General features: G+C 47.3%; 12 protein-coding genes, 1 tRNA gene and 1 CRISPR repeat array. Of the genes, 10 read left to right on the forward strand and 3 right to left on the reverse strand.

What is annotated here, in order from left to right:
• Positions 1 to 166: 166 nt before the first annotated feature.
• Positions 167 to 1,117, reverse strand: a complete 951-nt coding sequence (locus AC0L4K_RS01050; RefSeq protein ID WP_473267946.1) for a hypothetical protein — start codon at positions 1,115 to 1,117, stop codon at positions 167 to 169.
• Positions 1,118 to 1,348: 231 nt separating this feature from the next.
• Between AC0L4K_RS01050 and tnpA the strand changes: the two genes are divergently transcribed.
• The 9 genes from tnpA (at position 1,349) to cas6f (ending at position 12,940) form a co-directional block, all read left to right on the forward strand.
• Entirely contained in the window at positions 1,349 to 1,642 is a 294-nt protein-coding gene (gene tnpA, locus AC0L4K_RS01055) for an IS66 family insertion sequence element accessory protein TnpA (RefSeq protein WP_473267104.1), read from the forward strand.
• A complete protein-coding gene (gene tnpB, locus AC0L4K_RS01060) occupies positions 1,642 to 1,992 on the forward strand; it encodes an IS66 family insertion sequence element accessory protein TnpB (RefSeq protein WP_473267105.1) in 351 nt (116 codons plus the stop codon). Before tnpA ends, tnpB begins: the two co-directional genes overlap by 1 nt.
• Positions 1,993 to 2,016: 24 nt before the next feature.
• Positions 2,017 to 3,543 carry an IS66 family transposase gene (tnpC, locus tag AC0L4K_RS01065; protein ID WP_473267106.1) on the forward strand — a complete coding sequence of 509 codons (1,527 nt, stop codon included), beginning with the start codon at positions 2,017 to 2,019 and terminating at the stop codon, positions 3,541 to 3,543.
• A gap of 869 nt (positions 3,544 to 4,412) precedes the next feature.
• Positions 4,413 to 5,381 (forward strand): type I-F CRISPR-associated endonuclease Cas1f, encoded by a 969-nt coding sequence (gene cas1f / locus AC0L4K_RS01070; RefSeq protein WP_473267947.1) that lies wholly within the window; start codon positions 4,413 to 4,415, stop codon positions 5,379 to 5,381.
• Positions 5,378 to 8,788: a type I-F CRISPR-associated helicase Cas3f gene (gene cas3f, locus AC0L4K_RS01075; protein WP_473267948.1), complete on the forward strand. Its 3,411-nt coding sequence runs from the start codon at positions 5,378 to 5,380 to the stop codon at positions 8,786 to 8,788. Before cas1f ends, cas3f begins: the two co-directional genes overlap by 4 nt.
• 2 nt (positions 8,789 to 8,790) lie before the next feature.
• Entirely contained in the window at positions 8,791 to 10,299 is a 1,509-nt protein-coding gene (locus AC0L4K_RS01080; RefSeq protein WP_473267949.1) for a type I-F CRISPR-associated protein Csy1, read from the forward strand.
• Positions 10,296 to 11,243 carry a type I-F CRISPR-associated protein Csy2 gene (gene csy2, locus AC0L4K_RS01085; protein ID WP_473267950.1) on the forward strand — a complete coding sequence of 316 codons (948 nt, stop codon included), beginning with the start codon at positions 10,296 to 10,298 and terminating at the stop codon, positions 11,241 to 11,243. Before AC0L4K_RS01080 ends, csy2 begins: the two co-directional genes overlap by 4 nt.
• A 29-nt stretch (positions 11,244 to 11,272) precedes the next feature.
• A complete protein-coding gene (gene csy3 / locus AC0L4K_RS01090; protein WP_473267951.1) occupies positions 11,273 to 12,298 on the forward strand; it encodes a type I-F CRISPR-associated protein Csy3 in 1,026 nt (341 codons plus the stop codon).
• A 9-nt stretch (positions 12,299 to 12,307) separates the two neighbouring features.
• A complete protein-coding gene (gene cas6f / locus AC0L4K_RS01095) occupies positions 12,308 to 12,940 on the forward strand; it encodes a type I-F CRISPR-associated endoribonuclease Cas6/Csy4 (protein ID WP_473267952.1) in 633 nt (210 codons plus the stop codon).
• A 129-nt stretch (positions 12,941 to 13,069) separates the two neighbouring features.
• A CRISPR array of direct repeats spans positions 13,070 to 20,541; the repeat unit is 28 nt; unit sequence GTTCACTGCCGCACAGGCAGCTTAGAAA.
• Positions 20,542 to 20,732: 191 nt separating this feature from the next.
• Here the strand turns inward: cas6f and AC0L4K_RS01100 are convergent.
• Both AC0L4K_RS01100 and AC0L4K_RS01105 read right to left on the reverse strand, forming a co-directional pair.
• A tRNA-Leu gene (locus AC0L4K_RS01100) sits at positions 20,733 to 20,819 on the reverse strand.
• 238 nt (positions 20,820 to 21,057) lie between these two features.
• Positions 21,058 to 21,831: a ferredoxin--NADP reductase gene (locus AC0L4K_RS01105; RefSeq protein ID WP_417227893.1), complete on the reverse strand. Its 774-nt coding sequence runs from the start codon at positions 21,829 to 21,831 to the stop codon at positions 21,058 to 21,060.
• 144 nt (positions 21,832 to 21,975) lie between these two features.
• On the opposite strand from AC0L4K_RS01105, the gene AC0L4K_RS01110 reads away from it, so the two are divergent.
• On the forward strand, positions 21,976 to 22,866 hold the full coding sequence (locus AC0L4K_RS01110) for a LysR family transcriptional regulator (protein ID WP_473267953.1): 891 nt from the start codon (positions 21,976 to 21,978) through the stop codon (positions 22,864 to 22,866).
• Positions 22,867 to 23,009 lie beyond the last annotated feature (143 nt).

Raw genomic sequence — 23,009 nt, forward strand, 5'->3', positions numbered from 1 at the left:
AGAAGGTATTGATCTGGTAATCCCCCCGAAAGATAACGGTGCTTAGGAGTAGAATTTTCTCGTGATCTATCCACAAAACTGTTCTGCACGAACGAATCATTTTATTTATCGAAGAGACGCCTAGAGAGCCGGTCTAACGACTTAAATTTCTATATACAAATCTTTATCAATGTGGCTCTATGTCAGGCCTTGGCCGGCCCCTTGCTGCATGATGATTTTGCTTGATCCATCGGCTTATATTGTTGAGCGTGATTGACTCATCTTTATGTTTTGTCAGGCGGTGTTGGTTACGTTTTTGAACCTGCTTAACAATAGCTTTATCCGGCTTCAAGTACTTTCTTGAGTGCTGAGCGCTACGAGGATTCCCATACACTTCAACGCTACTAACCGATTGATGACCCATAATCGCTGCGATTTCCTCCGGCGGCATATCACTTGCCTTTAAGTCTGCACCAAGCTGATGTCGCCAAGTATAAAGGCTTGGCCGCACTTTACGTTTCGGCCAGAGTTTGTGTGTTAGGTTATCAAGCCGCTTCTGTACATATCTGACAGGGTCTGCATAAGAGGCATTTATCAAGCGTTGATGGTGCTCCTTCAAGCGTGTGAATAAAGCACTGTTCTCTATCTCAAAGAGGCGGTCTAACCCTCTTATTCCATCTTTTGTTTTTTTCGCAGACGGGATATTGATGTAGCGAGAACTGATGAATTTTAGTTGGCGAAGTTCTGCGGGTCGACACCCCAAGTATCGAACAAGTGTAACTGCCGCAAAAACGGTTATCTCTTCATTATCAGCTAAGTAACTAAGCAGCTGCTGTTCATCGGCAGCTTTGATTGATTTTTGACGAGCCTGTTTCTTTTTCACGTTCTTCCGCTGTTTAGGATCGGAAGTCATTGGGTTCTTCGTTGCTTTGATTTTATCGGCTGCTTTGTAAAAGCCGCTTTCTTTTGCAACGAGAGCTAGAGCAGTACGTAGGCGACGCCAATAGTTTGGTCGGTAGTCTGCTGCACACTGTTTTAGCGCATCGCTAACTGTTTTAGCAGTCGGTTTTTCTATTCCATTTTTCTTGTAAAAATGCTTTGCTAGTTTTCTGTATTCTTCTTTTGTTTTTTCATTCATAGTGACACTCCATATCATTGTGTTTTTGACGACAATCCTTGTCGCTGCAAACTAGTATAGTGCTTAATTTTCAAAAGGTTGTGTTTATTTTTAACTAAAATAATCATTTTGGGTGTATGGCTAAAACAGCAAAAAAATGCTGTTTTTAGGTAAGCGATCAATAAACCCCATCTAATAACTTTGCGACTTACCCGCTAACCTGCACCCTCACAGTAAGCAGAGGGCAACGCCATGACGACCGAACAAAAACGCACTTTTTGGCAAAATCATATCGACTGTTGGCAAGGAAGTGGACAATCACAGACAGCCTATTGCAAGCAACACGGACTGAAACTCGCTAACTTCGGCTATTGGCGTACCCGCTTGAGTAAAACCCAGCGCAGCCATAAATTCATACCGGTCGATCTGGAGCCAAATGTACAGGCCAGAGTATCATTGCCTAATGGCATCCGCCTGGAAGTGCCCGTTCATACTCTGGCCGATGTATTACCGTTACTGAGTCGAGCCGCTCTGGAGGACTACTGATGCTTCGCCCCGCAGACAGTATGCAGGTCTACCTGTATGCCGAACCGGTCGACATGCGTAAGTCTATTGATGGTCTGTCCGTGCTGGTTGAGCAGGAAATGATGCTGTCTCCCAGCAGGGATGCGCTGTTTGTGTTCTGCAATCGTGGTCGCGACAAAATTAAACTGCTGTGCTGGGAGCGTAATGGTTTTATCGTCTGGTACAAGCGGTTGGAGAAGCAGCGTTTCCGCTGGCCCAAGTCTGAAGACACACTCAGCCTCACCGGTCAGGAGCTAAACTGGCTATTAGATGGCTTCGATATTTTTAACAATCGCCCTCATCAGCCCCTGTATTTTGACTCGGTAAGCTGAGCATTCAATGTTAAAATCCGCGCTATGAGCGCGGTAAATACACAATTTCCAAACGACCTTGAGGCGTTAAAAAAGATCATTGAGCAGCAGGCGAATCGCATCGCCGCGCTTGAAGAGTCTCTGCGGCTGCAAAAACTGAAGAAGTTTGGTGCCAGTAGCGAAAAGTCTCCCGACCAGCACGACATGTTCAACGAAGCCGAGCTGTCGGTCGTGGTTGAGGCGTACCTTGCTGAAGATGAGGTGGAGCCAGCGCACACCGAATCCAAAACACCAAAAGCCAAGCCCGGCCGTAAACCGCTGCCAGCGGAACTGCCTCGCGTGCGTATTGAGCATGATCTGTCCGAGCCTGAAAAGCAGTGTCCCTGCGGTCATGAACGCACCGAGATCGGCGAAACGACCAGTGAACAACTAGACATCATTCCGGCGCAGATCCGGGTACTAGTCAACGTGCGCAAAAAATACGCTTGTCCAGCCTGTGAAGACGGCGTCAAAACCGCGCCGCTGCCGCCACAGCCCATCCCCAAAAGTAACGCCAGCCCCGGATTATTGGCTCATATTGCGACCGGCAAATACCAAGATGCATTGCCATTGTATCGCCAGGAAGCGGTACTGAATCGTTCCGGTATTGAGATTCCTCGCAACACTCTGGCCAGTTGGATGATCAAGGCAGGTGAACTGATCCAGCCATTGCTTAATTTATTAGAAGATAAGATGCTGGCCTATCCGGTACTGCACTGCGACGAAACCAGTGTTCAGGTTTTAAAAGAACCTGATAAAGAGGCCTCCAGTAAATCCTACATGTGGGTGCGGGTCGGCGGGCCACCCACGCAACCGGTACGACTCTTTCATTATGCGGACAGCCGTAAAGGTGAGGTCGCCTGTCAGTTACTGGCGGGATATGAAGGTTACCTGCAAACCGACGATTACGCCGGCTACAACGCCGTGGGCTCGGACGGGGTTATCACGCAGCTGGGGTGCTGGGCGCACGTGCGTCGCAAATTTATCGATGTACAGAAAGCGACTGCCAGCAAAAATAAAAAAGTGGGCAAAGCCCATATGGCCGTCAGCTTGATTAGCAAACTGTACGCCATCGAGAAAAAGATCAAAGCCGAAAGTACAGAAATAAGGTATCAAACCCGGCAACAGGAGGCAGTACCGCAGCTTCAGAAGATCCGAGCCTGGCTGGATAATACCTTGTACAGCACGTTACCCAAGGGGGTACTCGGCAAAGCGCTGGCATATCTAGATAAAAACTGGGATAAGCTCACCGTTTACACGAAAGACGGTCGCCTGGCCATTGATAATAATCCGGCAGAAAATGCGATCCGTCCCTTCGTGGTCGGCCGTAAAAACTGGCTCTTCAGCGCCACGGTTCTGGGTGCTAAGTCCAGCGCCAACCTCTACAGCCTGATCGAAACGGCGAAAGCCAATCAACTGGAGCCTTACCAATACCTACGCCATATCTTTGGGCAACTGCCTAAAGCGAAAAGCATCGATCAAATCGAGGCACTGCTACCCTGGAATGTCACATTGCAAGACGTTGTTAACTGACCGCTTACGTTTTTAGTACATCTGAATGCTATTGGTGTGTTAGCTTATAATATGTAAATAAACTCAAATATTGCGATTATTTAAGCTATTTTGACCATGCGTAGATGATGTCTGATCAGTGGGTGGCGATAGTGGAAGCCGCGCTTATGAGTGAGTGCTAAGCTTAGCCGCTGTCTTTTTACATTAGCTATCTTCTGGTTAAGCTGGCAATTTTATATGTTTGTTGCACCCAAATAAGCACCTTTTCAAGGTGCGCCCGCCATTTCAATGGCTGCTCCAAGCGTCAAGCTCTACTCAAAATTACTGCGTAATTTTTCCGTTCCAGCTTGACCCTTTCCGCATCCATTTCCATTCAGGGCTGGGGTTCTCACCCCTCTCCGCTCCTCCGTCGCTGCGGGGGATTCCGTCGTCGGTACCCGCCGAACACCCCCATACTTGCCCGGGCAAGTATGGGTAAAGCGGTTGGGTGCAAGTATGCCTGTTGATGGCAAAAATGTTGGCGCTATTATTTCTATGCTCGCAGCTTGCCGACTTGATAGTCAGCAATCTGCTCGCGCTAATTGTTAACGTGCAAATGTTTCGATTACTCATCGTTATCGAGTTGATTTGAGTCAGTCCGTTTGAGTGTTGATTGGCTAAGCCTTGTCTGAAAAGTGATATATTTTTATTCCCAAGTTCTGCTAACCATTGGCTTGAGCGGTATCAATAGGCTATAACATATTGTCAATATTAGAAATAATTCGAACGAGTTAAGTTTGGCTGTTATTTTGATTCTTTCAGAGATTGTAAAAACTTGGCTCTAATATAGAGCAGCGGTTCTCCAGAGGGAATGTCTGGGAATGTATGTCTAGATAAGGGATATCACAGGGATGATGGAGCAACTGACTGACCTTAAAGCAATATTGCACTCGAAGCGGGCCAACATCTATTACCTGGAAAAATGTCGGGTAATGCAGAAAGATGGGCGCGTCCTCTATCTCACCGAAGCTAAGAATGAAAACCAATATTGGAATATTCCAATAGCTAACACCACCTGTCTCCTGTTAGGTACTGGAACATCTATTACTCAAGCCGCAATGCGTATGCTGGCCTCAGCAGGGGTACTGGTAGGTTTTTGCGGTGGCGGTGGGACACCGCTGTTAATGGCGACTGAAATTGAATGGTTATCTCCGCAAAGTGAATATCGTCCGACTGAATATGTTCAGGGGTGGATGTCTTTTTGGTTTGATCCAGAAAAACGTTTGTTGGCGGCAAAGCAGTTTCAGCTTGCACGCATTGAGTTTATGCAAAGGGTTTGGTCGAAAGATAGAGATCTACAATTGCAGGGGTTTAATCTTAATGATGACACTATAGTGCCAGCGTTAAATCGATTTACCCATAAAACAGAAAACGCCATGACTGTTACAGAATTGCTTCAGGTCGAGGCACAGTTAACCAAGCAGCTTTACAAAATAGCAGCTAACCATACCCAATATGGCGATTTTGTTCGCACAAGAGAAGCGGAAGATAACGCTAACGCTTTTCTCAATCATGGTAACTACCTCGCTTACGGACTTGCTGCGACGACGCTATGGGTGTTGGGTATTCCTCACGGTTTTGCGGTGATGCATGGTAAGACCCGCAGAGGCGCGCTTGTCTTCGATGTGGCTGATCTAATTAAAGATTCTCTGATTCTGCCTTGGGCTTTTATTTGTGCGAAAGAGGGGGCAACTGAGCAAGAGTATCGTCAGCAATGCCTACAGGCGTTTACCGATCATAAAGCGCTGGATTTTATGTTTGATAAAGTCAAAAGTATTGCGATGAAATCAGACTGGGATGAAGAGGACTTCTCAAAATGATGGTCACTTTTGTTTCCCAGTGTGAAAAAAACGCTCTGAAGCGAACCCGCAGAGTGCTAGATGCTTTTGCTAACCGGATCGGCGATAACACTTGGCAGACAGTGATTACCCAAGAAGGTTTATTAGCAGTAAAAAAATTGCTGGGAAAAACCGCGAGTAAAAGCACAGCGGTGAGCTGCCACTGGATGCGATCGCGGTCACGCAGTCAGTTGTTATGGGTTGTGGGGAATAGGAAACAGTTTAATGCTGAAGGTTATGTGCCGGTTAATAGAACTGAACAGGATTTGCCCAGTAGTGATATGGCAGATAATTGGCGTTATTTACCTTTAATTAAAACTTTTACCGGACTGGCCGCTCTATTGCACGACTGGGGTAAAGCCACCAAGCTGTTTCAGGATAAGCTGAACCCTCAATCAAAAAATAAATTCAAAGGTGATCCGTTGCGCCATGAATGGATCTCCAGTTTATTGCTGATGTCGTTGATCCGTTCCAGTGATAACCCCGCGCAGGATCAAAGCTGGCTGGCTCCTTTGATTGAGAAAAAGTTGGACGAAAGCCAGCTGCAAAATGCTTTGTCTATACAAAAGGATCTACCCCTACCTTTTGAAAATCTGCCCGATGCAGCAAGTCTAGTGCTTTGGCTGGTGTTGTCGCATCACAGACTGCCGAAAGCTCAAGATCGGGATAAGGCTAGCTGTGCTGATCGAACCAACGAGACTCCCCAGCAGTTGCTCGCTCGAATCAGTTGTCACTGGGGCTATGAGAACCACTTTGATGACGAGGAGTTTCAACAGCGTCTGCCCGATTGCTTTGTCTTTCCGCAGGGCTTGCTGAGTGAGTCATCTAAGTGGTGTACAGAACTTAGCCATCGTGCCCGTCAACTCAGTGAGCATTTGCCGTTATTTTCCACGGCGGTTAACGATGGTAGCTGGCGAACGATTGCTCACCATGCCCGCTTATGCCTTATGCTAGGCGATCACTATTACTCTTCAAAAGATAACGACAAAACGTGGGATTCCCCTGTTGATCTTTATGCTAATACGGGCTTGGGTCAGGATAATGAGCGTCAGTTAAAGCAGAAACTTGATGAGCATCTAGTTAGGGTGGCAGAGGCGGGTGTAGATGCCTGTCGTTTACTACCGGATTTTGAGACTGAATTGCCGTTAGCTCAGGATATAGCAGAACTTACGCCAAAAAAACGCTTGTCACCGGAACTGAAAAAGCAGTTTGGCTGGCAGGATAAAGCCGTGAACGCTCTCAAAAACTATCGAAAAGAGACTGAGGACAAAATTAGCGGTTATTTTATCGTTAATATGGCCAGCACTGGACGTGGTAAAACGCTGGCCAACGCTAAAATAATGCAGGCACTCTCAGAAGACCAACAAAGCCTACGCTTTATTCTGGCGTTAGGTCTTAGAACTCTAACTTTGCAGACCGGTGATGAATACCGGGACCGAATCGGCCTAAAAGAGGATGAGTTGGCAGTATTGATTGGATCAAAAGCTATTCTGGAACTGCATCAAGGGGATAAGGTTCCTCACGAGAAAGAAGAACTCGATTCTGAAGAGGAAGGTTTGGGATCAGAGTCTGAAGAGTCTCTTTTAGATACAGGTGAGCAGATTGACTGGAACGAAAATGACGAATGCTGGCAGAACCTGTTACCGGAAGAAGGCCTGACGACCGTATTAGAGAATAAAAAAGACCGAGCACTGCTTTATGCACCAGTACTGGCCTGTACCATCGACCATATTATGGGGGCGACAGAAACCATACGAGGCGGTCGTTATATTTTACCTTGTCTGCGATTGATGTCATCGGACCTAGTGATTGATGAAATTGATAACTTTGTCGGTGAAGACCTAGTGGCTATTGGTCGTTTGATCCACTTGGCTGGCATGTTGGGGCGCAAAGTGATGATATCCTCGGCCACTATTCCGCCGGATTTGGCGCTGGCTTATTTTACCGCCTATCAAAAAGGTTGGTCGCTATTTGCCGCTAGCCGTAATCAGAACGATCAGGTTGCTGCGGGTTGGACTGACGAGTTTAAAACGCAATGCATTACTGTGAATCAGGACGATAGAGCAGTCGCATATTATCAGGCTGCGCATAGTAGCTTTGTTGATAAACGTGTTACCAAGCTGCGTGACGAACCGGTTAAGCGTCGGGCGGAGATTCTACCATTACCAAAACCTGATGATGGAGAATCTACCACTGAATGTTTTTATACAACCGTACAACAAGGGGTATTAGCCAAGCATCAGCAGCATTTTTCCACTGATGAAAAAACCGGCCATCATGTCTCTTTTGGCGTAGTACGCTGTGCCAATATCAAACCCTGTGTTGAGCTTACTGAATACTTGTTATCGGCTGACTGGCCTTCAGATACTGAAGTACGGGTCATGGCCTATCACAGTCAGCAGGTGTTGCTGCTTCGCCATGCCCAAGAGCAACATTTAGATAAGGTATTAAAACGCAAAGATCCGGTCAACGACCCTAAAAAAGGCGCATTTTTTCAGACGGAGATTCGTCAACATCTGGATGCCTGTAGCACAAAAAATCTAATCTTTATTTTGGTCGCGACGCCTGTCGAGGAAGTAGGACGAGACCACGATTTTGATTGGGCTGTGGTGGAGCCTTCTTCCTATCGTTCCATTATTCAGTTGGCTGGAAGGGTACGCAGACATCGAGGCGTACCGGATAATGACAGCCCCAATATGGCCCTGCTGCAATATAACCTGAAAGGTTTTCGTGATCCGCAGGCTGATAATGTTTTTAGCAAACCAGGTTATGAACAATCGAAAAATAATGAACGTGATACATGGCAGCTCTTTTCCAGAGATATGCATGATCTAGTAGATATTAAATCAATAGAAAAAAGAATTGATGCTGCTCCGCGTGTGGCCAAAGATTCCAGCTTTCAATTGGCAGCAATAGAGCATTTTGCTATTGGCCAAACTTTAGGCTGTCATTATTTGAATGGAGAGCTTGAACCTGAAGATGCACCGGAATGTAGTCCGAAAAACCTCTGGGGCTACACCGATGATTATTGGTGGATGACCGCACTGCCACAGCAGTTTAACCGTTTTCGCCACAGTGCTCCTAGTCTAAGTTTGTATAGGGTATTGGATGAAAAATCAGGCCCAGTTTTTAAGATTTATGATCGCGGAAATAGGTGCTGGGTACCCGTTGAAGATGAGCTGGGAATACGGGTACAGCAACTGGAATCGCGGTGCAGCAAGCGTTTATGGCTAGTGCGGGATTATGAAGTGCTTGTGGCAGAACAGAGCAAAACCAGAGATGAAGACCCAGAGCGCACATCACAGCGATTGGGCGAGTTAAATTTGAGTTTTAATCAGGACGGCAACCGCTATCGATATAATGATCAGTTGGGGTTGGTAAAGGGGTAAGTATGGCAAAAATTAAATCTGAGTTTTTAAAAAATCTTAGCAAGCTTAAAAAGATGCGAAACCTTGACGTCAGTGATTTTGATGGGTTAAAGATTTTTTTGGAGAAGGGGGTTTCAGGTTTTTTTCCTGTAAATAAGGCTGAGTGTGATGCATTGCTACTGTTGAGCAGCTATCCGCTCATTGAACGGCAGGGGGTGTTTAAGGTCACTAATAGTTTGCTGTATCTTTGTAAAAATAAGCATCCGTCTATAAATGAACTTTTTGATTCAATGGATTTATATGATGCTGATCGAGACCATTTTCTAAGTCTTATGGATAGATACAGTTTAGATGTTTTGGATTATTACAATCTTTTTAGAAATGAAAAAATCCATGATGATTTATCTGATTTTAACTTATCAACCGTTCGTGATTTTTGTTTTTCAGTGGCAGAGAAAAGTAAAGCAGGGACAGTTGTCAGTCATCCGGTAAAAATGACCGATCCTGCTTGTAAACAACCCCGAGTTTTTTTTGACGGCTCTGGTGATAAAGACGGATTTGTAAGAACCGGTAATGTAGATGTTGAGTTTGATATTCATATTAATGCTACGCAACTGGTTGTTTTCAAGTTCTTATCTTTGCCATATAGAGGTAAAAATCTTTGGGAGTGTATCAAAAATAAAGAAGTATCAGTCTTGTCAGAAATTTTCTCTCTTCGTGAAAAGGAAGCCAATGATTTAATAGAGATTTTTTCAGTATGTTTGGAACCCAATACGGAGCAGTCAGGAAGTAAAGTACGGCAAGTCTATTTCCCAATGTCAGAAGGCTATCATTTACTTTCTATTCTAAATCCGTCTGGACTGGTTTTTTCCCTTAAAAACAAAGTTGATTGGATTAACCATAATTCTCCCGAAAGTTATTTAGGTCGGAAGTCAAAAAATGACGGGAAAATATATCGATCGAGTTATCAGCAATTATTTAATCTTACAGTGACCCGACATGGTGGCGACCATCCCAAAAATATTTCAGGGTTAAATAATAAATACCAAAGCTATTATCTTCTTCAGAGCTTGCCGCCGGAGCTGAGTGCCAAACATATCCGCCTCCCCCATCGTAATTTTTTTGCTGATGTGCTGTACCCCAAGCCACTACAGGAAACCTTTCAGGCTTTTCACCGGCTGATCAGTGCGGATCACAATAATATCAATATTCGTAAAGGGTTGGATTACCGGATTGAGGAGTATCTGGATCATCTGATCTTAAAAATGTGGCAGGTTCGAAAAGGATTCTCAGAGCAAACGTATAGTCGTCCAGAAGCTTTGCCGAGCTACCAGAAACAGTGGTTATTCCCAGAGCATAAACAGAGCCAGTCCGATAATGAGGCTTGGTTGAGTGAGCTGATTCGAGAGGCAAGCCGTCATTTTAATGCCAGCTATAAAAAAGTGCTGGGCAAGTCTGCACTGATACTGGGGGATGACTTGATGCGGCGTGTGACCGACATTATCGAACAGAACAAGGAGGCACTGTTATGAGCGTTCGTCGATTATTACTACTGCCACATCTCAACGTGCATAACGCCAATGCGCTTTCCAGTCCCTTTACCATCGGCTTTCCCGCTATGACCGCCTTTATGGGGTTTGTCCATGCTCTGCAACGTAAACTGAATGTCAGTGGCTACCCAACACTGACATTCACCGGTACCGGTGTTATTAGTCATCAGTGCGACTTGCAAACTTATCAGGGGCCAGGGGACTTTGTGCACTCCATCATCGGCACGGCTAACCCGTTGGATAAAGACGGCAATCGTTCAGCTTTTATTGAAGAAGCGCGCTGTCATCTGGAACTGTCCCTATTGATCGAATATCAGGCAGATGAAGCCACAGAGGATTCTCTGCTGCAGCCGGAAGTACCTGAACTTATTGGTCAGCACTTGATGCGGATGAAAGTTGCCGGCGGGGATCTGCAGCACTTTAAAACGCCGGTTTTGTCGGTGATTGATGACAGTGATGAACAGGCACAGAAAAAGCTGATGCGCTCTCTGATGCCGGGCTTTGCTCTGATTGAACGTCGAGAGCTGATGCAGCAGGAAATGAAACAAGGCCGTGATGGACTGGATGCAATGTTGGAATATCTCACGGTTCATCACATCTGCACACAAGATGAAGATGGCAAAGTAGAGTGGAAAAGTCAGCGTAAGCTGGATAGCGAAGGTAATAAGCCTGGCTGGATTATGCCTATAGCCACCGGTTTTCAGGGCATTAGTGAGCTGGGGGCAGCGAAAAACCAACGGGATCCTGAAACACCACACCGCTTTGCAGAGAGCGTTGTTACCTTGGGTGAGTTCAGAATGGCGCACCGAATTACGCAGCTGAATGAGATTTTCTGGCATTACCACTCTGATATTCAAAAGAATCTTTATCTGTGCCAGCAGACACAGAAGACTCAAGAAAAAACTAAAAAAGTTCGTAAGTATTAAAACCATTAAGGAAGAAATGGAGAAACCCCATGGCTAAAGCAAAAGATATCGCATCTGTATTGGCGTTTGAGAAAAAACTGGTACCGTCCGATGGTTATTTTTACGGCACCACCTGGACAAATAAAGCGGAATGTACCCCGTTGGTACTGCAGGAAAAATCGGTTCGAGGCACCATTTCTAACCGTTTGAAGGCAGCGATAAAGAATGATCCGGCCAAACTGGATGCAGAAGTTGAGAAACCTAACCTGCAAACCGTGGATGCCTGTGCGTTAGGCACGGAACAAGACACCCTAAAACACTACTTTACCCTGAAAATTTTGGGCGGTGTTGAAACCCCATCCGCCTGTAATAATGCCGTTTTTAAAGCCAGTTACCAGCAAGCGGCCAAAGATTATATCGAAAAAGAGGGCTTTAAAGAGCTGGCGCATCGTTATGCGGTCAATATCGCCAATGCCCGTTTTTTATGGCGTAATCGCGTTGGTGTTGAACAGATAGAGGTACAGGTTAATGTCCTGAATAAAGGGCAGGAAACCCGCTGGGTCTTTGATGCGACCCAGTACAGCACTCGTCACTTTGACTATAAAGATGCCCAGATCAGTCAGTTGAGTGAGAAAATTGCCCATGCTCTGTCTACCGCAGATGGTTGTCTAATGCTGGAAATTACCACCTATGCTCAACTGGGTAAGGCTCAGGAAGTTTACCCATCAGAAGAGCTGGTGCTGGACAAAGGCAAAAGCAAAAAGAGTAAGGTGTTGTATCAGGTAAAAGGTCATGCGGCGATGCATTCACAGAAAATTGGCAATGCGTTACGTTCGATTGATACCTGGTATCCTGCTTTTGAAGATGAACAAACCACCGCTGGGCCGATTGCCATTGAACCCTATGGTGCAGTGACTAATTTAGGCACGGCATTTCGCACACCAAAAGAGAAGCAGGATTTTTATACCCATTTTGACAAATGGGCTAGGGGTGAAGCCGTGCCAAGAATAGAAGATGAACATTATGTGATGGCAGTGTTGGTGCGCGGTGGTGTCTTCGGCGAGAGTGATAAGTAGGAGTCCGCTATGAACTACTACCAAGACATCACGCTACTGCCGGAGGCTGATATTGCACTTGGCTTTCTTTGGCAGAAAATCTATCAACAAGTACATATCGCCTTAGTTGAACAGAAAGTCGATGCACAACGTAGCGCAATAGCAGTCAGCTTTCCGGCTTATGGCTGCAAAGGATTTTCCTTGGGCAACAAACTGAGGGTACTGGCTAAAGAGAAAGAGCAGCTGGAAAAGCTTAATCTAGCGGGTTTTCTGAGTCGATTCGAGGATTACACACACCTTAAATCAATACAGCCTGTGCCAGAAGGAGCGCCCCATACTGTTTTTATTCGTAAGAAGGTAAAAGGTCATACCCGTATTGAAAAGGATATGCAGGTGAAAGCTGAACGTTGGGCAAAAAAGTCAGGACAAAGCATTGCAGATTGCTTAAAACAGCTTGAAAAAACCAAGCCAAAAGCAGAATCAAAAGAGCCTTTTGTCTGGATGGAAAGCCAAGAAACCAAAGCGAGTAATCCCAAGGGGACCGCCAGATTTCCACTGTTCATTGAACGAATAAAGGTCAGTAATGCGCAAGAAGGGCTCTTTAACTGCTACGGCTTGAGCGCCTTAGGGGGAGATCAAGTTTCTACAGTTCCTGACTTTTAACCCAAAAAAACAGCTCTTTAAAAATAAGTAATAAAAACAGATGGTTACAGCAAGGCTGAAAATAAAGGTATTTATTGGTATTTTTATTTAAGTCTTTGTTGTGACTGTTTTTTGTTGTACATTTTTAGGGTTCACTGCCGCACAGGCAGCTTAGAAAAAGGTAAGTGGCTGGGTGTGTGTGCTGGCGAGGTTCACTGCCGCACAGGCAGCTTAGAAAACATGCACTTTAGATTCGCGCACAATGTTTGCGTTCACTGCCGCACAGGCAGCTTAGAAATTCATGCCCCGGTGGTTGCGCTGAACATTGGTGTTCACTGCCGCACAGGCAGCTTAGAAATCAAAAAACCCCGCGCCGCCGCAGGGTTATTGTTCACTGCCGCACAGGCAGCTTAGAAAGAGACTTGGTATAAAATCGGCGGCCTTCTTACGTTCACTGCCGCACAGGCAGCTTAGAAATTAAAGCGCTGCGGGTTGAGATCAAAAAAGAGGTTCACTGCCGCACAGGCAGCTTAGAAATGAAGGCTTTCTCTATCGGGATCAGCGCCTATGTTCACTGCCGCACAGGCAGCTTAGAAATAGCCAGACGCGCCCGCCGTCTTGCACTTCAAGTTCACTGCCGCACAGGCAGCTTAGAAAAGGTGCAGCAGCGGGTATTTAGGGAAATACACGTTCACTGCCGCACAGGCAGCTTAGAAAACCGATGACTGACGCTAAAGAACGGTTGATTGGTTCACTGCCGCACAGGCAGCTTAGAAACGCTCATTTGCTTGCAAGCCTCAACGAAATTAGTTCACTGCCGCACAGGCAGCTTAGAAAAGATCAATCAGACTGACTGAAGACATGCACGATGTTCACTGCCGCACAGGCAGCTTAGAAAGGCGTAATACCACCAACAAAGTTTCCTTTAGTGTTCACTGCCGCACAGGCAGCTTAGAAAAACACAGTAGCAACACCGTTATTTTCTGTTGAGTTCACTGCCGCACAGGCAGCTTAGAAAAACGGGCTGAAAGCCTGATTGAATAGCCGTCTGTTCACTGCCGCACAGGCAGCTTAGAAAGCTGCCGCGATCGGGCTGATCAGTATCGTGTTGTTCACTGCCGCACAGGCAGCTTAGAAAAAGATGAATTTGATAACGCTGTACTTATGGTTGTTCACTGCCGCACAGGCAGCTTAGAAAAATACGCGCTAATCAACAAAACAACAGGCAAAGTTCACTGCCGCACAGGCAGCTTAGAAACGTTTCCCGCTCTTTTAGTTCAACGGTTTCGTGTTCACTGCCGCACAGGCAGCTTAGAAATGCATTATAGCTATTTAATAGCCTACCTTCATGTTCACTGCCGCACAGGCAGCTTAGAAAAGTACTTTAATCGTTAGCAGTTCCCGCACCTGGTTCACTGCCGCACAGGCAGCTTAGAAATCACCAAAGCGGCACCCGCCGTGGCGCCATCAGTTCACTGCCGCACAGGCAGCTTAGAAAGACATAGGCACGTTTCAGACTGCTAACTGGCAGTTCACTGCCGCACAGGCAGCTTAGAAAATTGTCGGATATTTCCATTGCAACCATTGGGTGTTCACTGCCGCACAGGCAGCTTAGAAATGTTACCTCGTTCAATTGTTCGACCCTAGCGCGTTCACTGCCGCACAGGCAGCTTAGAAACATTGGTGCCCGCGATTATTAAACATGAAAACGTTCACTGCCGCACAGGCAGCTTAGAAAGACTACATCCGCGACCCCCGCCGCCGCTTTTTGTTCACTGCCGCACAGGCAGCTTAGAAATGATATCTTCAGCAACTATCTGACCGCCTGTTGTTCACTGCCGCACAGGCAGCTTAGAAATATCCACCACGCGCCTTTAACCGATAACAAACGTTCACTGCCGCACAGGCAGCTTAGAAAATCACCGCCCGGAACCAATACCATCAACTGAGGTTCACTGCCGCACAGGCAGCTTAGAAAAACATGAACGCGCCACTATGCTGCCCAGGTACGTTCACTGCCGCACAGGCAGCTTAGAAAACCGCCAGGCGCTGCGTCTGATAAAGATATAGGTTCACTGCCGCACAGGCAGCTTAGAAACCCATCCCATTGCACACAACACAAGGCATGTGGTTCACTGCCGCACAGGCAGCTTAGAAAAGCTTGCAGGAATGGCGCGTAATTTTGTTGGGGTTCACTGCCGCACAGGCAGCTTAGAAACAGGTACTGCACGACTTTTGAAACCGGCGACCGTTCACTGCCGCACAGGCAGCTTAGAAAATTAAAATCATTGCAAGTAATACGATCCATCCGTTCACTGCCGCACAGGCAGCTTAGAAAAATCGAGTTGTTATTGTCTGCCGGTGTGAATTGTTCACTGCCGCACAGGCAGCTTAGAAATGTAAACCGTCAACTCCGTGCCCCATGCTTGCGTTCACTGCCGCACAGGCAGCTTAGAAAATCAAATCATCCTTAAACACTTGCTCAGAATCGTTCACTGCCGCACAGGCAGCTTAGAAAACCGCCACCGGCAACCCCGTGGCCTCATGAATGTTCACTGCCGCACAGGCAGCTTAGAAAGTCCACAGACTCGCCGCCGACAGGATCAAACTGTTCACTGCCGCACAGGCAGCTTAGAAATGCTCCTGCTGAAACTCATTAACCGACTTTGCGTTCACTGCCGCACAGGCAGCTTAGAAAAAATTGTTCGCGGCCTGTTGCCCAGGCTTTGAGTTCACTGCCGCACAGGCAGCTTAGAAACGAGCTGAACATTAACCACACCCTCACTGAATGTTCACTGCCGCACAGGCAGCTTAGAAATCTGATTGGTTTTGATACTGATATTAGTGAGCGTTCACTGCCGCACAGGCAGCTTAGAAAAATCCCGCGAATTCAGCCAAGTAAGAACTTCAGTTCACTGCCGCACAGGCAGCTTAGAAATCTGCGATTTTGTTCAGCGGCACTCGCAAAGCGTTCACTGCCGCACAGGCAGCTTAGAAAACTGGCAATCCCATCCAGGGATTCGCGCCGTGGTTCACTGCCGCACAGGCAGCTTAGAAAATGTATTCCACTTCCATAACGTCGAGTTTTTCCAGTTCACTGCCGCACAGGCAGCTTAGAAAGTGACAGCCTATCGTCTCATCAATAACTAAGTGTTCACTGCCGCACAGGCAGCTTAGAAACGCACGAGTCAACAGAATCATACCCGCTACGTGTTCACTGCCGCACAGGCAGCTTAGAAATTGGCGCGTGGGTTGATGGTGCTGTTGATTGGGTTCACTGCCGCACAGGCAGCTTAGAAACAGCGCCTTAACCGCATTACGGATGAAGATGTGTTCACTGCCGCACAGGCAGCTTAGAAAATTTACCGTTCCCCAAAACTAAAAGATAAGTTGTTCACTGCCGCACAGGCAGCTTAGAAAACAATGCCCGCATGGTGCAGGGCGATGGCATCGTTCACTGCCGCACAGGCAGCTTAGAAATATTTATTCTTTGTTTGCAGGTAAGCCGCTTAGTTCACTGCCGCACAGGCAGCTTAGAAAATTATGCGGTGGCACCGATAGAGCACACTATAGTTCACTGCCGCACAGGCAGCTTAGAAATTTTTCAGCTAGACAGTTAAATCCATATCTGCGTTCACTGCCGCACAGGCAGCTTAGAAACAAATGATATCGAATCGCCAGACTGTGTTGCTGTTCACTGCCGCACAGGCAGCTTAGAAATTCTGTGTTGGTATGACATATAAATCTGAATCGTTCACTGCCGCACAGGCAGCTTAGAAAGGATCATAGAGATTGCCGTCTCTACCGGGCTAGTTCACTGCCGCACAGGCAGCTTAGAAAAAGTCAAAAAAAGAGCAATTCCCAGCAGGAAGTTCACTGCCGCACAGGCAGCTTAGAAAATCATCCTAGACGCAATGAAAACCGCCCGCACGTTCACTGCCGCACAGGCAGCTTAGAAAGTGACTGGGCCAAGGCTCCAGCCAAAGTTAAGGTTCACTGCCGCACAGGCAGCTTAGAAAGCGTCATCAATAAGTTGCTCGTCGGTTACAGGGTTCACTGCCGCACAGGCAGCTTAGAAAGAATGAATGTATGTCCAGGTTTAACTGCTAGAGTTCACTGCCGCACAGGCAGCTTAGAAATGCGTCGCTGTCAACAGTAGTGCTAACTGCTGGTTCACTGCCGCACAGGCAGCTTAGAAAAGATCACAAGCCCTTTATCGTTTCTTGGGACCAGTTCACTGCCGCACAGGCAGCTTAGAAAATGATAGAGATGATAGCCGCCCCAGTAGCGGCGTTCACTGCCGCACAGGCAGCTTAGAAAGCTACACTACCGAGATTGTGGCGAGTGATATGGTTCACTGCCGCACAGGCAGCTTAGAAAAGCCTAAATTCTCATAACTGAGCCAATCGAACGTTCACTGCCGCACAGGCAGCTTAGAAAGATGTGATAGCGCCCAGCAGGTATACGAGTCTGTTCACTGCCGCACAGGCAGCTTAGAAACGTTAGGCTTGGGGGTGAAGTCGTTTTCATCCGTTCACTGCCGCACAGGCAGCTTAGAAATACTTTCTGCCGCCTGTACCGGCTAAGCCAAAGTTCACTGCCGCACAGGCAGCTTAGAAACAGTGCGGTTTGAGTCGTGCATATTTGCAGAAGTTCACTGCCGCACAGGCAGCTTAGAAACATTCTCACCGCCTGACTTTTCGTACAACTCAAGTTCACTGCCGCACAGGCAGCTTAGAAATTATACGTTATGAACACTTCGCCACGTTCAGCGTTCACTGCCGCACAGGCAGCTTAGAAAGCTTAGTGATTCAATCCCTATCATGCTTAACCGTTCACTGCCGCACAGGCAGCTTAGAAAATGTAGCAGTAAATATCCTGCTTCTCTGTCAGCGTTCACTGCCGCACAGGCAGCTTAGAAATTGCCCACGTTCTCATTTCCTCTCTGAGCTAAGTTCACTGCCGCACAGGCAGCTTAGAAATGCAACATACCCCGGTGAAACTCAGGGAATTTGTTCACTGCCGCACAGGCAGCTTAGAAATGAGTGAGTGACTACCGGCGTACCTGAAGACTGTTCACTGCCGCACAGGCAGCTTAGAAAGCACCAGTTGCCGCAGCAGACGCAACGAATGCGTTCACTGCCGCACAGGCAGCTTAGAAAGTCGCCTCTTTACCGGCTGACGCTACATCACTGTTCACTGCCGCACAGGCAGCTTAGAAATGATTCGACGGTGACGGCGCTCAACACCGATGGTTCACTGCCGCACAGGCAGCTTAGAAAACCTTTGAAGCTCCGGCGTACCTGTGACATCAGTTCACTGCCGCACAGGCAGCTTAGAAAGGATTTCACACCCACTTTGAACCACCGATGACGTTCACTGCCGCACAGGCAGCTTAGAAATGGGCATAGGCCCCGGTAATATCGGTGATCGTGTTCACTGCCGCACAGGCAGCTTAGAAAACAACATGCTGAGCAAGGGTGAATAGCTCTCCGTTCACTGCCGCACAGGCAGCTTAGAAATGAACGCGCTTGAGGAATAACACGAACAATTAGTTCACTGCCGCACAGGCAGCTTAGAAAACTTTAAAAAACTTGCTGACGAGATTTCGAAAGTTCACTGCCGCACAGGCAGCTTAGAAATGATGCCGCTTTTACTATCCGCACCTTTGATGGTTCACTGCCGCACAGGCAGCTTAGAAAATCAAGCCACATCTGATAAGACGCCGCAGCCGGTTCACTGCCGCACAGGCAGCTTAGAAAAATCAGGGCGCGTGTTGTGCTTGTTTAATATGGTTCACTGCCGCACAGGCAGCTTAGAAATGATCTTCATCGTACTTGAAGCCAATAAAGTTGTTCACTGCCGCACAGGCAGCTTAGAAAAGGTCGAAAGATGACAATAGCAATCTCCCCTGGTTCACTGCCGCACAGGCAGCTTAGAAAATGCCGGGGTTGCCTTTGCCAGCCGCTTCGGTGTTCACTGCCGCACAGGCAGCTTAGAAATTCAACAGCTCTTATATAATATTGCTCCACTGGTTCACTGCCGCACAGGCAGCTTAGAAAAGCGTATTTTAGAAGCCGCGGGGATGGTGACGGTTCACTGCCGCACAGGCAGCTTAGAAAAAACTCGCGGCGTTCGCGGTGGTTATACATCGTTCACTGCCGCACAGGCAGCTTAGAAATCATCGGATGCGTCACCAAGCGAGGCGACAAAGTTCACTGCCGCACAGGCAGCTTAGAAATTGATCCTCAGTATGAAACAGAGTTTTGCATGGTTCACTGCCGCACAGGCAGCTTAGAAATTACGTTTATCGCAATCCCACGCACTGGTTTCGTTCACTGCCGCACAGGCAGCTTAGAAATCGCCGTCGTGATTGCACAGAAACCCCAGCAGGTTCACTGCCGCACAGGCAGCTTAGAAACACCGTTTGATTTGCGGGCGCGGCGGCGGGTGGTTCACTGCCGCACAGGCAGCTTAGAAAGCACCACCGCACACGGCAATGATTGCGTCTCGGTTCACTGCCGCACAGGCAGCTTAGAAAAATGCTTATCTGTATCATAATCAGCCCGTTTAGTTCACTGCCGCACAGGCAGCTTAGAAAAACAAAACCAAACTCAGCAGCTCGTGCCTTGGGTTCACTGCCGCACAGGCAGCTTAGAAACAGCCGCTCCGGCCAAAATCAATCAACCGTTCGTTCACTGCCGCACAGGCAGCTTAGAAAAGACAGGGGCGGAGTTAGTAGGGCATGAAGAAGTTCACTGCCGCACAGGCAGCTTAGAAAATTCACCCACTGATCAATAACAGCACCGTGTTGTTCACTGCCGCACAGGCAGCTTAGAAAGATTGCTCCGTATGATGATGGCGATGATTATTGTTCACTGCCGCACAGGCAGCTTAGAAAACGACACGAGATAAACGGTCATGGGCAAAGTAGTTCACTGCCGCACAGGCAGCTTAGAAAAACAGATCGACCTGTTTGGACAGGATCACCCCGTTCACTGCCGCACAGGCAGCTTAGAAAATGATGACGATTGCGACAGAAGCAAGCGGTGATGTTCACTGCCGCACAGGCAGCTTAGAAACTCAAGTCAATTTTTATACGGACAAAATTAAAGTTCACTGCCGCACAGGCAGCTTAGAAAGTAGGCTTGCAGATACCAAGGCGGTATTACATGTTCACTGCCGCACAGGCAGCTTAGAAATGATTAAATCATTCATTTAAACCTCTATTTGTGTTCACTGCCGCACAGGCAGCTTAGAAACATCTCGCACACTTTCCCCTCTCCATTTTGGGGTTCACTGCCGCACAGGCAGCTTAGAAAATAGTCAGAAGAATAGCGCAAAAATGATATATGTTCACTGCCGCACAGGCAGCTTAGAAATGCACAGACATATAACCCGGACCGTTGTTCAAGTTCACTGCCGCACAGGCAGCTTAGAAAGCTCGCGTGATACTTTATCCAGAGCTGCGTAGGTTCACTGCCGCACAGGCAGCTTAGAAAAATGACTTTAAAAGAGGCCCAAACATTCAAAAGTTCACTGCCGCACAGGCAGCTTAGAAAGAGTCATCGAAGGTTGGTACTTTCATCGGTTAGTTCACTGCCGCACAGGCAGCTTAATAGAAAAAATTATTAGGCTTCAAGTAGGGCTGTTGCATGACTTAGCTCTGCAAAAAAATCTACACGGAAAGGGCGTTTTTATGGGCTATTTTCTATATGGAAAGTCTACATGGAGATTTCTGTAGACATAAAAAAACCGAGGGCTAAGTCAGCACTCGGTTATCTATTTAGTAGTTTTGAATCAATGAGTTAAGTGGTACCAGTGGCCGGACTCGAACCGGCACGCTTTTAAGGGCGGGGGATTTTGAATCCCCTATGTCTACCAATTCCATCACACTGGCGCAGACACTTAAACTCTACATGGCTCTACATGCCATTTTTAACGCTTGAACTTAACAATTTACTATAAAAATCAAATTGTTGCAGTAGTTTTCTTGCTAAAGGGGTTGAATTTTGAATCCCCTATGTCTACCAATTCCATCACACTGGCGCAAACGTGGAGCGTATTATACGGTTCGTTTTCATCGGGTCAATGGGGTTCATGAATATTTTTTAAAATCATGAACCTTATGGCCATTTTTAGCGCTCTACGAAGGCGCGTTCGATGACGTAATGGCCGATATGTCCATTGCGGGCTTCTGTAAAGCCCATGCTGTCGAGGATGTTAGTGGTGTCTTTGATCATGCTGGGGCTACCGCAGATCATAAAACGATCATCATCTGTATTAAGATCTGGCAAGCCAAGATCCTTGGTCAGTTTCCCCGTGGCGATCAGGTCGGTCAGGCGGCCCTGATTACGGAAGGGTTCGCGGGTGACGGTGGGGTAATACAGCAGTTTATCGCTGATCATATCGCCAAAGTATTCGTTGCTTGGCAGATGTTCTTGAATCACATCGGCGTAGGCCAGTTCTGAAAGCTCACGCACCCCGTGGGTGAGGATGACCTGATCGTATTGCTCATATATTTCCGGGTCTTTGATGATGCTCATAAAGGGCGCTAGGCCGGTGCCGGTGCTGATCAGATAAAGATGCTTACCCGGTAGCAAGTTATCATTGATCAGGGTGCCGGTGGGCTTGCGGCTGATCAGTATCTGATCGCCGACTTGAATGCGTTGTAGTTTAGAAGTGAGGGGCCCGTCCTGCACTTTAATGCTGAAGAACTCCAGTTGATCCTCATGATTGGCACTGGCAATACTGTAAGCGCGCATCAGCGGGCGGCCTTCGTGTTCTAGACCGATCATGGTGAAGTGACCGTTTTTAAAGCGAAAGCTAGGGTCTCTGCTGGTGGTGAAGCTAAATAGGGTATCGTTCCAGTGATGTACGCTGAGAACTTCTTCGCGACCGATATTAGACATGGAACTACCTCATACTAAATGGGTGATAGTGGTTTGTATTCAGGTTATAAAAACTGAATCACTTATTTCTTAAGTGCATATTAAACCTACCTGCTATATTGTTAAAGACGATTGTTATGATAATGCTTATCGGAAAAACAGATTATGAAATATACCTTGCGGCAATTAGAGGTTTTTTTGGCGGTGGCGCATTTCGATAATATCTCGCGAGCGGCGGATAGTTTGTCGATGTCTCAGTCGGCTGCCAGTGGTGCGCTGCGTGATCTTGAATCTCAATTCGATATTCAGTTGTTTGATCGTATTGGTAAGCGATTGAAAATTAACGAGTTGGGACGGTTGCTACGGCCCCGTGCTGAGGCCTTATTAGAGCGTGCCCGAAGTTTGCAGTTGGATATGTCTCAGCATCAAGCGGTGGGGCAGTTGAAAATTGGGGCTACCATGACTATCGGTAATTATCTGGCGGTGGGCTTAATGGCCCGTTATCTGGATGAGCAGCCTCGCGCTAAGTTGGATCTTCAGGTGGCTAATACATCGGTCATTACGGCTCGGCTGATCAACTTTGAGTTGGATATCGGTTTGGTGGAGGGTGAAGTGCAGCATCCCGATCTGGAGGTGATTCCCTGGGTGAAGGATCAACTGGAGGTGTTTTGTGCGCCGGATCATCCCTTGGCTAGCAAGCACCAGTTGAGTGATACTGATTTGCTCGCGGCTCGTTGGGTGCTACGTGAGCAGGGCTCAGGTACTCGTCAGGCGTTTGATTGGGCGCTGCATGGGTTATTGCCCAACTTGAATGTACTGCTAGAGTTGGAGCACGTCGAAGGGATTAAGCAAGCGGTGATGCAGGGCTTAGGGATCGGTTGTTTATCCCGCATTGCATTGCAGGAATCTTTTGAACTGGGTTCCTTGGTGCCGTTGCGTGTGGCGGGCCGTGATTTTAGTCGACAGCTATATTTGGTGATCAATCGGCATAAGTATCGCAGTGCCGGTATCGAACGCTGGATAGAGTTATGTCATCAGACGGCCAATCCCGTTTAAGCGATGCGCTATTAGGTGTGATTGGTGACGACCGATGTTTTACAAATTTCTTACAAAATCGATAACTTCATCTGACTTTTTAATATCGGGCTGAGGGTAGAGTCACTACAACGGTGGCTTACGCCACTAGATTCTCAACTCAG

The sequence above is a fragment of the Amphritea sp. GJ51-11 genome (assembly GCF_055808735.1).

Coding starts and splice junctions, on each gene's coding strand:
- AC0L4K_RS01050 (WP_473267946.1), bottom strand. CDS start 1,117: ATGAATGAAAAAACAAAAGAAGAATACAGAAAACTAGCAAAGCATTTT.
- tnpA (WP_473267104.1), top strand. CDS start 1,349: ATGACGACCGAACAAAAACGCACTTTTTGGCAAAATCATATCGACTGT.
- tnpB (WP_473267105.1), top strand. CDS start 1,642: ATGCTTCGCCCCGCAGACAGTATGCAGGTCTACCTGTATGCCGAACCG.
- tnpC (WP_473267106.1), top strand. CDS start 2,017: ATGAGCGCGGTAAATACACAATTTCCAAACGACCTTGAGGCGTTAAAA.
- cas1f (WP_473267947.1), top strand. CDS start 4,413: ATGATGGAGCAACTGACTGACCTTAAAGCAATATTGCACTCGAAGCGG.
- cas3f (WP_473267948.1), top strand. CDS start 5,378: ATGATGGTCACTTTTGTTTCCCAGTGTGAAAAAAACGCTCTGAAGCGA.
- AC0L4K_RS01080 (WP_473267949.1), top strand. CDS start 8,791: ATGGCAAAAATTAAATCTGAGTTTTTAAAAAATCTTAGCAAGCTTAAA.
- csy2 (WP_473267950.1), top strand. CDS start 10,296: ATGAGCGTTCGTCGATTATTACTACTGCCACATCTCAACGTGCATAAC.
- csy3 (WP_473267951.1), top strand. CDS start 11,273: ATGGCTAAAGCAAAAGATATCGCATCTGTATTGGCGTTTGAGAAAAAA.
- cas6f (WP_473267952.1), top strand. CDS start 12,308: ATGAACTACTACCAAGACATCACGCTACTGCCGGAGGCTGATATTGCA.
- AC0L4K_RS01105 (WP_417227893.1), bottom strand. CDS start 21,831: ATGTCTAATATCGGTCGCGAAGAAGTTCTCAGCGTACATCACTGGAAC.
- AC0L4K_RS01110 (WP_473267953.1), top strand. CDS start 21,976: ATGAAATATACCTTGCGGCAATTAGAGGTTTTTTTGGCGGTGGCGCAT.